Genomic DNA, 12,077 nt, shown 5'->3' on the forward strand with positions numbered 1-12,077 from the left:
CGCCCCCCGGGACGGAACGGCGCCGCACCACGAGCCGCGAGCAGTCGCACGGCGCGCCCTCGAATTTTCAGTGGTGGGAGGTAGGGCGCAGGACCAGGCAGACGAAGCCGAAGCTGTCCCGATAGGAACGCAGCCATTCCGAGCGGCGGGTGGTGGCCGTCGAGAGAACTTCGGAACTGTCCGGATCATCAGGATGGTCCAGGGCCCATGCGGCCAGCGACCCCCAGCATGCCCACTCGTACTCGTCCAGCTCCCGGCGGGTGCTGACGTGGCCGTGGACGGGCGTCCACCCGTCAGCGGTCACGCGATCCAGGGTGGTCGCCAGGTCGCTGAGGTCGCCGAGCATCTCAACGGCTTCCGGGGAAGGCTCTCGCTCCCAGAATCCGTCCCCGACCAGGACGCGTCCGCCGGGAGCCAGATGCTTGCGTGCCGCCGCGAGAGTGGGGAGCAGGCCGCCGAAGGCGTGCGTGGCCCCGACGCTGAGCACCAAGTCGAACGGGTGAGCGGAGGTGAAGTCCGCGGCCGGCTGGTGGTGGAGGACCAGGCGTTCCTGTTCCTGGACACCGAGGCCGCTCGCGGCCTCGCGGGCTTGTGCCAGTGCGTCTTCGGAGACGTCGACGCCCTCGGCGCGCAATCGAGGGCCGGAGGCCAGGGCGCGAAGGAGCCACTCTCCTCCTCCGCAGCCGAGATCGAGCACCCGCGCGTCGGGTCGGGAGATTCCGTGCTCGAGCAGTTCGGCCACCGAATCGTCGTCGAGCGGAGACTTAATCGGATGATTGGCATGAGCGATCCTGGACATCTGTTCACGGTTCATCGATGCAGCCTGACACCGACGGAAGGCCGCGCACTTCCATTTTCCGAGACATGGCGGACCACGAACCCCCAATGCATCAAATCCAGCCGCCTGAGCCGCGCCGCTAGGGGAGCGGGCTGGAGTTGTGTGGCTGCCAGCCGAGTTCGACGGACCGGCGGCATCTGTCGGGGGTGTCGTCGGCGCTGACGAACAGTGCGGTCAGCACGGGCACGCCGTGGTCGAGAGAGTGGTCCGGCAGGGGCCCCGTGGCGACCAGGGACGCGAGGCCGTGACCGATGACCCAGCTCTGTGTGGCGAGTTCGAGCGGGTCGGCATCGGCGCGGAAACGGCCGGCGTTCTTGGCTCGTTCGACCGTGTGAACCAGGCAGTGCAGCGTTGCGTCCGCGGCCTCGGCGTCTTCGAGTTCAAAACCGGCGTCGAACATGATCCGGTAGAGATCGGGGTCGGCCAGGGCGTTGGCCAGGTAGGCGGCCCCGAGGGCGGCCAGGTCCCGGACCGGATCCGCGGACGTTGCCACGGCGTCGAGCCTCGCCGCCAGGCGGGTGAAGCCCTCCTGGCGCATGGCCTTCCACAGGCCGTCCATGCCGCCGAAGCAGGTGTATATGGCCATCGTCGATACACCGGTTCCGGTGACGAGTGAACGCAAGGTGACCGGTTGGCGGGTGCGCAGCATCTGCGCGGCTCGGTCGATCAGCAGGGAGCGGACTGCGGGATCTTTCGTGCGGGCCACGAAGCTGACTGTCTACGTCGTCGACTGGCACCCCGACAAGATGCCGCTGCTGGGCGAGGGCGTGGCCCGGGCAGCGGCGAAGCTGGGGGTCGACCCGGTAAGACCGATCACTCTGCTGGGTGTCGCGGCCCTGGGAGAACCCGACCTCCAGGTCGGGTCGAAGCCACCGCGGTCCTCGACTGAAGGCGCTCCGCTTGTCGTCAGGTCGGTGACGGGGTTTCGCCGGTGGGGAGCGATGGCGGGTCGAGGTCGTCGAGGAGTTGCTGGAAAGGCCGGCGCAGGACGACGGCCAGGGGTCGGGAGTCTGCGTTTACGTAGGCGGTCACGTACTCGCGGGCGGGGGCCACGGCGGGTTGGGGATCCCGTCCCGACAGCAGGTGTTCGACGGCCTGCGCGGTGAGTGCGGCCAGTTCGGGGAGTCGGCGTCGGGCCCGGGCGAGCTCGGGAGCGAGGTCTTCGCGGCCGGAGAGCGCGGCGACTTCCCTGGCCAGGGTGGTCAGGTGTGGGGTGAGGCCGTCGGCGGTGGCGATGTTCCGGGCCTGGAGCCGTACGGTGTCGCGGTGGCGGCGACGCAGGGGGTTGAACCTCATGGCTCGTTCGGCTTCGCGGGCGCGTGCGGCGTTCGCGTGTACCGCTTCGACGTGGGCGTCGACGAGGGTGAGGTTGTCGCGGGCGGCGGATGGGCCGGCGCCCAGGGCCGCCGCGGTGCCGGTGAGGGCCCGGGTCAGGCGCAGACGGCAGTCCTCGGCGATGACAGCCAGGATCCGGTGAGGGTCCGGTGGCCACAGCAGCGGGGCGAGCAGGATCGTCACCGCGGCTCCCGCAACGGTCTCCCATACGCGGTGCACTGCGTAGGCATCGGGTGAGGTGCTGGCGAAGACCAGGAGCGAGGACGCCGCGACCTGGATGTTCAGCCCACCGCCGACCCGCAGGACCATTCCGACGCCCAGCCCCGCGGCCACCACCAGCGCCAGCGTGGCGGTCGAGGGACTCAGTACGTTCAGGACGGCGATCCCGATCAGTACGCCGGCCACCACGCCGAGGGCCCGCTGTAGCGATGTGCCCAGAGCCGTCATCGGATCGCCGCGCAGGGCCACCAGCGGGACGATTGCCGCGAAGACCGGTGGCTGGTCGGCGCCCAGCCACAGCGCGACCTGCCAGGCGACCGCGACGGTGACCACGATGCGGGCCGCTGCGGGGCCCTCGGTCCGTAGGATTTCCCGGGCCCGGAGGGCCCGGCGCTCCCATGGTGCCCGGGCGTCGGCGAGGTCGGTCATCCGCGCCTTTCCGTGAGGTGCCCGTGTTCGCCCGTCGGACGCTCCGGGGCCAGGGCGTCCTCGGCCTTCCACCCCCAGGCCGTGAGCATCCCCGGCGACAATCCGGTGCACCCGGGGGAGTCCAGGTAGCGCACGGCCTCGTCGAGCTGGGCGTCGTCGACCAGGCCCGTCGCCACCATGGCCGCTCGCGCGCGGCCCCAGGTGTCCGCCCAGAACCGGCTGATCGCGCTCCCCGGCAGGAGCGGAGGTACGTGGATCTCTGCCGCCACCGCTTCCAGCCCGGCTGCCTGCAGCAGCTCGGTACGGTGGGTCACCTGCGACACGTCGGTCCCGATGCTGTCGCGCAGCCCTTGCCACATGGCCCGCATGGCGCGGGTGTACGGGGTCACGGGCGCCGAGTCCGTGGTCAGGTCGACCGCGTCGCTGACCACCAGGACCCCGCCCGGGGCGACCAGCCCCGCGAGCCTGGAGACCATCTGCTGTGGGGAGGGCAGGTGCATGAGCACGAACCGGGCGTGGACCAGCCGGAACAGCCCGGGGGAGAAGTCCTCGGAGGTGATGTCCGCCTGGAGAGTGGTGAGCCCGGGCACGGGGTGCGCCGCGAGGAACCGTACGTCGCGGTCCACCGCGAGGACCTGTGCCACTCCTGCCTCGCCGAGCAGCCGCCGCGCCACCGTGCCTGTTCCAGCGCCGACCTCCAGGCAGGTCCAGCCCGGTCCCACGCCCAGTTGCCGCAGCCGGGCCATGGTCGTCTCGTCGTACGCGAGGGCCCCGAGGTCGATACGGTCGTCCTCGCCCCGGTCTTCGGGACGGAAGACCCGCTCTCCGTAACGGCCCTCGTTCGCGGGCCCTGCACCGGCCATGTGGCCATTGTGGCAAGCGGGAGCGGATGCCACATGTCGTGACGCCGGGCCCCGTCGCCACCCGCTGAGCGGTCGACGGGCGACGGGCAGTGTCGGGTGCCAGGCTGAGGTTGTACCGGATCCGCGAAAGGCAATCGTCATGATCACCACTGACTTCGTACCTGGCTCCCCCTGTTGGCTGGACCTCGGTGCCCCCGACGTCCGGGCCGCCGCGGCCTTCTACGGCACCGTGCTCGGATGGGAGTACGAGTCCATGGGCGAGGGGGAGGACATGGAAGGCGGGATGTTCCGGAAGGACGGAAAGATCGTCGCCGGGCTCGGCAAGCTGACGGAGGAGGGCGCGCGCTCAGCCTGGATGATCTACTTCAGCGTCGCCGACGCGGACTCCGTCACCCAGGCGGTGGAGGGCGCGGGCGGCACGGTTCGGGTGGCTCCGATGGATCTCGAAGGCTGGGGCCGGATGGCGCAGTACAGCGACCCCCTGGGGGGACAGTTCGCCGTGTGGCAGCCGGGAACGGACAACGGCGTCGAGCTCGTGGACGAGCCGGGCTCACTGTGCTGGACCGAGCTGTACACGAGCGACGCCGCGGCCGCGAAGGAGTTCTACGGCGGCGTCCTCGGCTGGCGGTTCAGCGACATGGAGGTGCCCGGCGGCGGGGGCACGTACGCCCTCGTCACCCCCGCCGGTCTTCCCGAGGAGCGCATGCACGGCGGAGTCATGGAGATGTCCAAGGAGAACCTCGCCCTCACGAACGGACGGCCGTACTGGCACCCCGTCTTCGCCGTCGCCGACTGCGACGCCGCGGTCGCCAAGGTCACGGAAGGCGGCGGCAGCGTGCAGATGGCACCGCAGGACATGGAAGGCGTCGGCCGGCTCGCCGTCTGCCTCGACCCGTCGAACGCCGACTTCGTGGTCCTCACCCCGCCCCGCAGCTGAGCCCAGGAACGCCCGGGTCAGTGGCCGGCCGGCGCGGGCGAGATCTGCTGCATGAGGCTGATCATGTCCGGAGCGACCCACTCCTCGGCGATCTTGTCGCCCTCGATGCGGTAGATCTCGATGCTCCGGAAGCTGACCGGACGGTCCGTCGCCGCGAACCCTTGGAAGGTGCCCCGGTGCGTTCCGCGGAAGTGGACCCGCACTGCCACCTTGTCGTCGACGCCGAACGCGTCCTCGACATCGATCTGCAGGTCAGGGAATCCATCCAACATGGCCCGAGCCCCCAGCCGCCAGGTCTCCCGACCGTGCAACGGGTCGGGAACCCCGGGGACGTTGGCAATGAAGTTCTCCGTCAGCATCTCGACACACGCGTCGAGATCGCCGCTCTCCAGCGTTTTGTAGGCAGTGCGCAGCAGGGCCAGGTTCTTCTCAGTGGTGGTGTCCATCTTGTGTGTCCTCTCCAGGGGGACCGCCCCGACGAGCGCGGCGATCGCTCCGATCCGCATGGCTTTCAGTAGAAACCCTGCCGCCGCGTCAAGGTCAAGATGGGCTCCGAGACGCCCTGTTCTCGTATGGCTACCGCCCCGCAAGGGGGCGGGTCGCCCCGGCCGATCGCCCAGTCCCGGAGAAGGACGTAGGGAAGTTTGATCACCGCAAAATAGGGGGGCGTCGTGTGGATGAGGCCGCTTACCCTCGCCTGGTGCCTCGCCATTTGAAGAAACCCCGCCGCCTGGTCGCCGACGGGCGCGTGTACATGTGGTCGATGCGCCACAGCCACCGAAGGGACCACGACGGCCGGCCCGTCGACTGCCGCCAAACGCTCACCCTGTTCCCGCAGCCGGCCGGCACCGGCGGCCCGCTGCGTATTGTCTTTGCCGCCGGGCCCGGCCGGTACGTCCCGAGCGGGGGACCCTTGGGCTCCGGGGACGTGGGCTTCATCCAGGGCGCAGACCTGAACCTGCACGAGCCGGGCGCCGTCCGGGCCCTGCTCGACGTGGCGCTGGCCCGTGGGTGGCAGCCGGGGGAGCGGCGAGCGGTGGAGACCGACGGCTGGCACCTGCTGGAGGCGGCGGCCGCCGCGCGAGCCGGGAACGCCACCAGCCCGTCTTGATGTTGGCGAGCGGTCCGTCACGACGATGGAGAGCAGCTGCCCCCATCGCGGTACCCGACGAGGCTGCCCGTGCGGAGCCCCACGAGGCCGCTTCGCAGCCCGACCAGTACCCCGACCAGTACCGGGAGAAGGTTCGGGGCGAGATCCCGCCCTGGGAACTCGACGTCCAGGTGCAGCGCCTCACCGCTCTCGGGCGCACGGCGGAGGCGTACCGGGCGGCGGGCCGGAGGCGGGCTGAGCCCTGCGGACGCGCTGCGCCAGGCGTCACCTACTTCCACGGCTGCTACTCCATCGGCGACGACACCCTGTGGGGCGTCAACCGCCGCCGCAAAGGCGCGGCCAACACCCTGGCGGCACTGAAGCCGATCCGCGCTGCCCGCCCGGACGGCGCCCCGATCTGCGTGATCCTGGGCAACCTCTCCGCCCACAAGGGAACCAAGATCCGCCACTGGTCGAAGAAGAACAAGGCCGAGCTGTGCTTTACGCCGACCAACGCCTCCTGGCCAGCCCGATCGAGGCGCACTTCGGGCCGCTACGGCAGTTCACCCTCGCCAACTCCGAGCACCCCAACCACACGGTGCAGACCCGGGCCCCGCACCGCTACCTGCGCTGGCGCGACACCAACGCCCGCCACCGCGACGTACCGGCCGCCCAGCGCCGCGAACGCGCCCGCATCCGCAGCGAGCAGGGCATCCGCTGGGGAGGACGCCCCCTCACCGCGGCGCATGACACCCGGTGAATGCAGCGTGTCCCCCCGTTGGATATCCGCTGCCCGTGGGCTCGCCTCAGCCTTGTTCCTCGCCGCTGACCGCGGCTTCGTACGCGAGCAAAGTATCGACGAACAGCTGCCGCTGATCCGGGGTCAGGGGGGCCAACGCCTTGCGCCATGCGACCGCACCCGGGGCGAGCCAGGCGGTGATCGCGGGTTGCTGGTCGGCCGCGATGCCGATGATCCGACGACGCCGGTCCGCCTCGTCCTCGCGCCGTTCCAGGATCCCCTTCCGGCTCAGGTCGCCGACCAGCAGGCTCACCGTCGTCGGCGCGACCTGCAGTCGGGCCGCCAGCTCGTTCACGGTCATCGGCCCGTCGAAGAGCAGGTAGGAGAGCAGCGAGAGGTGGCGCGGCGCCAGCGCGAAGGACTGCAGCGCCTCGGGCACGGGGATCTTCTTGACCCGGCCCACCATCCGCGGCATGAGCAGCAACAGGGCCCGGACGGCGTCATCGACCTCGTTCTCGCCGCCGTCCGCGGCGTCGAGCGCCTTGGGCCTTGACATCGCACACCCCTCCACAGTTACCTTTGCCTTCAAAGGTATTTTGCTTTGTTTTCAAAGCTAGCCGCTCTCCATCATACGTACCGACGTGAACGGAGTTGCCACCATGCCGCACTTCACCGTGCACATCCGCGAAGAAACCCTCGACGGGACGGTAGAACGGAAACTGATCAGCGCCCTGACCGACGCGGTCGGCGCCGTCTACGGCAAGGAGTTCCGCCGCCTCGTCGGGGTGGACCTGATCGGCATCCCGCAGCACCGCCGGGGCATCGGCGGCAACCCGACCGACAATGATGCACCTCTCGTCACCCTCAGCATGCGCGAGGCCGCGTATCACCTGCCCGAGGTCCCGGACGCTCCCGCCCGCCTAGTCGCCACCACCACCGACGCACTGGCCGACGTGCTCGGCGAGGCCGTCCGCAAGCAGGTCATCGTGACGATCGTCGGCGTCCCCGACGGCCGCACCGGAGTCGCCGGCGCGGTGGCCTGACGCGCGTGCGCGGGCCGGGGCCACCCGCTCCTGCCCACGCGCACATCGACCTCGAACGGCCGCTACCACCACTGGTCCCCGTTCAGAAGCCGGGTCCCGATCAGAGCTCGTAGCGGATACCGGAGATGCCCACTGGAAGCCGTCGGCGTGCAGCGATACTGCTGGCAAGCAATTGGAGCCTGAAGCGACGAGCGTGGCAGGCCGAGCCGGGGGGTGCACATGGCAGGGTCGGGGCAGCGGAGCCGGTCGCGAGGCGAGCTGATTCGACAGCGATCGCGGTCGCAGTTCGTGGGTCGGCGGGCTCAGTTATCCCTGTTCGCAGAGAACCTGACGAAGGATCCGGAGGCGGCGGAGTTCCTGTTCCATGTGCGCGGAGTGGGCGGGGTCGGCAAGAGCACCCTTGTACGGCAGTGGCAGCAGGCCGCGCGAGCAGCCGGGGCGGTCACCGCAGTGGTGGACGAGAACGACGTTCACGGCGTGCAGCAGGCTCTGGTGGAGCTGGCGCGGCAGTTGGCGGAAGAGTCCGGGCCCTTCAAGGAGTTCGATCGAGCCGCCGAGCAGTACCGCCGCGAGCAGGAAGCGGCTGCCGAGCCGATGCCGGTTGAGGGTGTGGACCCGGCGGAAGGCGGGGCATCGGTGTCCAGTCGGCTGGTGTCGCAAGCCGCGCTGGGTGCCGTGTCGCTCATCCCGGGCGCCGGGGTGATGACCGCCATGGCGAACCCGGACACCGCCGCTCAGGGACTGGACCGCCTGCGCGCGGGTGTGCGGGGCCGGAGCCGTCGCACACGCGGCGGTGATGCGGTTGGTGTGAGTCGTGCGTTCGTCTCCGAGGTGGGCCGGCTGTGCGACCGGTACCCGTGGGTGGTGCTCTTCCTCGACACGTGGGAGCAGACCGGACGCTACCTGGACGAATGGCTTCGAGAGCTACTGAGCGATGCCTTCGGGTCGCTGCCGGCCAACGTGATCGTGGTGATGGCAGGGCGGGACGAGCTTCGGGAACGGGATTGGGCCGAGCTGCGGGCACAGGTGGCCGACGTACCGCTGGAGGAATTCGACGAGGCCGAGACGAGGGCGCTGCTGGCCGCGAGAGGCGTGACCGAGCCAAAGGTGGCGGAGGCAGTGTGGCAGCTGTCGATGGGGCTGCCCCTCCTGGTGGAACTCTTCGCGCTCACCAAACCCGCAGCTGCCGGAGACGTGGACGCTGGCGGGGACGTGGTGGATGCGGCTGTCGACCGGTTCGTGCAGTGGATCACCAGCACGCAGCAACGCGAGGCGGTCCTGGCGTGCGCGCTGGTACCGCAGCTGAACGAGGACGTGTTCGTCGCCGCCGTGCCTCCCGAGGCGCAAGGGCTGTGGTCGTGGCTGTGTGACCAACCCTTTGTCACCGGCCGTGGGGACTTCAAGCAGTACCACGCCGTGGTGCGCGCCAGCATGGTCCGTCAGCAACGCACCCGATCGCCGCAGCGCTGGGTTGCGGCACATCTTCAACTGGCCGAGGCTCACGCTGGTTGGCGCGCCGCTGCCGAGCAAGGTCTACCCGAAGGGAAGCGGTGGAGTGACGCCAGGTGGCGTCGGCACCACGTTGACGAGACCTACCATCGGCTCTGCGCACAGCCCGCTGCTCATCTGCCGTCAGCCCTGGACGAGGCTGTCCATGCGGCTGGGCGGGATACGGCCGCTCTGCGGCAGTGGGCCGATGCCCTTGATCAGGCAGCGCGAGACACGGCAGATCCCGACCTCGTGTCGTGGGCACGGCGTCTTCAGGACGCGGTCTCAGGTGATGAGCCCGCCATGGCCTCTCTGACAGCGCTGCTCACCGATGGCCGTCTCAGTACCGTTGCACGGGCATGGGCTCATACATACCGCGGTCGACACTTCTACCTCGAGGACCGCGATGAGGAGGCCTTGGCAGAACTCGACCGTGCTCTCGGCCTCGATCCTGGCAACAGTCGTGCCTGGGCCTACCGGGGAGACTCCCACCGCTGGCTGGGCCACTCCGAGCAGGCCATCGGCGACCTTTCCACCGCGCTCACCCTCGACCCGGCCTACGCCTGGGCGCTCCTCACCCGGGGTGAAGCCCACCGGGAGGCCGAGCACTACGACGAGGCCATCACCGACCTCACCGCCGCACTCGACCTGGACCCCACCCTGTCCTGGGCTCACAGCCAACGCGGTGAAGCCCATCGGCAGGCCGAGCGCTACGACGAGGCCATCGCCGAATTCACCGCCGCGCTCGCGCTGGATCCCACGGACGCCTGGGCCCTGGGCTCCCGTGGTCAGGCTCGTTGGCAGGCCGACCGCTTCGAGGAGGCCATCACCGACCTGACGGCTGCACTCGAACTGGACCCGACCGAGACATGGCCACTCGTCGTACGTGGCATGGCACACCGGGACGCAGGCCACGACGACGAGGCCATTACCGACCTCACGGCCGTACTCGACCAGAACCCCACCAACACGGTGGCCATGACCCACCGCGGAATCGCACACCGGGAGGCAGATCGTTGCGACGAGGCCATCACCGACTTCACTGCCGCGCTCGACTCGGACCCCACCAGCACCCTGATCCTCATCCAACGCGGAATTGCCCATCTAAAGGCCAATCGCAGGGATGAGGCCATCACCGACTTCACGACCGCGCTCGCCCTAGACCCCAGCAGCTCATGGGCGCTGACCTCGCGCGGTATCACACACCGTGAGTTTGGCAGATACGAAGAGGCTGTCACCGACTTCACTGCCGCGCTCGACCTGGACCCCACCAACGCCGGGCTACTCGTCTCACGTGGGACCGCGCAGCACCAGGCCGGCCGCTATGCGAAGGCCATCACGGACTTCACCGCCGCACTCGACATGGACCCCACACTGGCCAGGGCCCTTGTCTTGCGCGGAAAGGCACACTGGGACGCCGACCATGACGAAGAGGCCATCAGGGACTTCACCGCCGCACTGGCCCTGGACCCCACAGACGCCTTGGTCCTGGTGCAACGCGGAATCTCATACGGGGGGTGCGGCCAATTCGACGAGGCCGTCACGGACTTCACTGCCGCGCTCGACCTGGTACCAACCAACTCCTTGGCACTCGTCTCCCGCGGAATGGCGCACAGGCAGTCCGGCCACTACGAGGAGGCCGTTACCGACCTCACCGCCGCGCTCGACTTGGACCCCACCTTGGCCATGGCCTACAACCAACGAGGTGAAGCCCATCGGCAGGCCGAGCGTTATGAAGAGGCTGTCTCCGACTTCACTGCCGCGCTCGCGCTGGACCCCACCGATGCTTGGGCCTTGGGCTCCCGTGGACAGGCTCACCGTCAGGCTGACCGCTATGAAGAGGCCATCACCGACCTCACGGCCTCGCTCGACCTGGACCCTACCGAGACATGGCCACTCGTCGAACGCGGAATCGCACACCGGGAGGCAGATCGCTGCGACGAGGCCGTCATCGACTTCACCGCGGCTCTCAACCAGAACCCTACGCTTGCGCGGGCATTCACCCAACGGGCCATAGCCCATGCGGCACTCGGCCACTTCGACGAGGCCATCACCGACGTCACCGCAGCACTCGACCTGAACCCGGACAACCCCCTGGCGCTGGTGACACGCGGGTTCGTGCATCAGGAGAACAGCCGTCATGACGAGGCCATCGTCGACTTCACCGCGGCTATCAATCAGGTGCCCACGCTCGTGCCGGCACGTGTGCAACGGGCCATGGCCTATGTGGCACTCGGCCACTTCGGCGAGGCCATCACCGACGTCACAGCAGCACTCGACCGGGATTCCACAGACGTCTCCGTGCTCACACACCGCGGCATTATCCACCGGCAATCCGGCCAACACGGCGAGGCCGTAGCCGACTTCACTGCCGCGCTCGACCTGGATCCCACCAACGCGTTGGCACTCCAAGAACGCGCTATCACTGCTCGTCAAATGGGGGACTACGTACAGGCCGGTAATGATCTTGAGCGAGTGCTGGCCGCGGATCCCGACGACACCGAATGTCTCTTCGAGAAGGCGATGCTCGACACAATCCGGTCAGGAATCGATGAGACAAGGGAGCGGTGGGCGGAACTGATCGACCACCCTGGGGGTGTAGCGGCCGACGACACTCCTCTGGTCTTCACCTTGATCCGCGTTCTCATGTTCGAGCAGGAGGACAGTGTCTCGGAGGTAACTGAGCTGGTTCTCTCACGCATCTCGGACCAGGGCACTCTCGCAGACCTTCAGCACTACCTCAGCGAGCTGTCGGCCTTGGATGCTGAGGTCGCGCACCGGGTGCGAGCGTGTCAGCGGATTCTTTCGGAGCACGCAGCCCGGTGAAGAAGCTGCCGGCTCGGCCAACGTGGCGGGACAACCGCAGAACGGGGTGTTGACGCGGTGCGTCATGCCCCGTGCACGGTCCTGGCGAGACAGGCTGCATCTCGGTCAGGCATCTCACGCTGTCGTTGACAACAGAGGCCCTCGACTTTTGTCCGCGGACAAAAGTCGAGGGCCTCTGGGCGTGTCGGACATAACCTACGCCCCCGAGCAGGTCGCCGACCGGCTGAGCGAGGACTGCGGATGCGACCGGGCCGAGGATGCTCAGGTCGA

General features: G+C 68.9%; 10 protein-coding genes and 2 pseudogenes. 6 read left to right on the forward strand and 6 right to left on the reverse strand.

Going from position 1 to position 12,077, the window contains the following annotated elements; genetic code table 11:
- Window positions 1-67: 67 nt before the first annotated feature.
- Both JIW86_RS36790 and JIW86_RS36795 read right to left on the reverse strand, forming a co-directional pair.
- Window positions 68-814: an SAM-dependent methyltransferase gene (locus JIW86_RS36790; RefSeq protein WP_257558663.1), complete on the reverse strand. Its 747-nt coding sequence runs from the start codon at window positions 812-814 to the stop codon at window positions 68-70.
- A 103-nt stretch (window positions 815-917) separates the two neighbouring features.
- Window positions 918-1,544: a TetR/AcrR family transcriptional regulator gene (locus JIW86_RS36795; protein WP_257558666.1), complete on the reverse strand. Its 627-nt coding sequence runs from the start codon at window positions 1,542-1,544 to the stop codon at window positions 918-920.
- On the opposite strand from JIW86_RS36795, the pseudogene JIW86_RS36800 reads away from it, so the two are divergent.
- A pseudogene (locus JIW86_RS36800) lies at window positions 1,525-1,727 on the forward strand (RidA family protein); the annotation flags it as partial. The gene JIW86_RS36795 and the pseudogene JIW86_RS36800 overlap by 20 nt on opposite strands.
- A 17-nt stretch (window positions 1,728-1,744) precedes the next feature.
- Here JIW86_RS36800 and JIW86_RS36805 read toward each other — a convergent pair.
- Window positions 1,745-2,821: an FUSC family protein gene (locus JIW86_RS36805; RefSeq protein WP_257558667.1), complete on the reverse strand. Its 1,077-nt coding sequence runs from the start codon at window positions 2,819-2,821 to the stop codon at window positions 1,745-1,747.
- Window positions 2,818-3,684: a class I SAM-dependent methyltransferase gene (locus JIW86_RS36810; protein ID WP_257558668.1), complete on the reverse strand. Its 867-nt coding sequence runs from the start codon at window positions 3,682-3,684 to the stop codon at window positions 2,818-2,820. The genes JIW86_RS36805 and JIW86_RS36810 overlap by 4 nt, the downstream gene beginning before the upstream one ends.
- A gap of 139 nt (window positions 3,685-3,823) precedes the next feature.
- Between JIW86_RS36810 and JIW86_RS36815 the strand changes: the two genes are divergently transcribed.
- Window positions 3,824-4,621, forward strand: coding sequence for a VOC family protein (locus JIW86_RS36815; protein ID WP_257558669.1), 798 nt, complete (start codon window positions 3,824-3,826; stop codon window positions 4,619-4,621).
- Window positions 4,622-4,638: 17 nt separating this feature from the next.
- Here JIW86_RS36815 and JIW86_RS36820 read toward each other — a convergent pair whose 3' ends face one another.
- Window positions 4,639-5,127 carry an ester cyclase gene (locus tag JIW86_RS36820; protein ID WP_257558670.1) on the reverse strand — a complete coding sequence of 163 codons (489 nt, stop codon included), beginning with the start codon at window positions 5,125-5,127 and terminating at the stop codon, window positions 4,639-4,641.
- Between the two features lie 194 nt (window positions 5,128-5,321).
- On the opposite strand from JIW86_RS36820, the gene JIW86_RS36825 reads away from it, so the two are divergent.
- Entirely contained in the window at window positions 5,322-5,732 is a 411-nt protein-coding gene (locus tag JIW86_RS36825) for a hypothetical protein (protein ID WP_257558671.1), read from the forward strand.
- Between the two features lie 260 nt (window positions 5,733-5,992).
- Window positions 5,993-6,471 (forward strand): annotated as a pseudogene (locus JIW86_RS36830) (transposase); the annotation flags it as partial.
- Between the two features lie 46 nt (window positions 6,472-6,517).
- Here JIW86_RS36830 and JIW86_RS36835 read toward each other — a convergent pair.
- Window positions 6,518-7,006, reverse strand: coding sequence for a MarR family winged helix-turn-helix transcriptional regulator (locus JIW86_RS36835; protein WP_257558672.1), 489 nt, complete (start codon window positions 7,004-7,006; stop codon window positions 6,518-6,520).
- Window positions 7,007-7,109: 103 nt separating this feature from the next.
- Here JIW86_RS36835 and JIW86_RS36840 point away from each other — a divergent pair, with 103 nt between their 5' ends.
- Together JIW86_RS36840 and JIW86_RS36845 are read left to right on the forward strand one after the other, a co-directional pair.
- Window positions 7,110-7,493, forward strand: coding sequence for a hypothetical protein (locus JIW86_RS36840; RefSeq protein WP_257558673.1), 384 nt, complete (start codon window positions 7,110-7,112; stop codon window positions 7,491-7,493).
- Between the two features lie 219 nt (window positions 7,494-7,712).
- The gene (locus tag JIW86_RS36845; protein ID WP_257558674.1) at window positions 7,713-11,807 is read left to right on the forward strand and encodes a tetratricopeptide repeat protein; all 4,095 of its coding nucleotides are present in this window, start codon (window positions 7,713-7,715) and stop codon (window positions 11,805-11,807) included.
- The last annotated feature ends 270 nt before the right edge of the window (window positions 11,808-12,077 follow it).

This window comes from Streptomyces sp. NBC_00162, assembly GCF_024611995.1.
GTDB lineage: Bacteria > Actinomycetota > Actinomycetes > Streptomycetales > Streptomycetaceae > Streptomyces.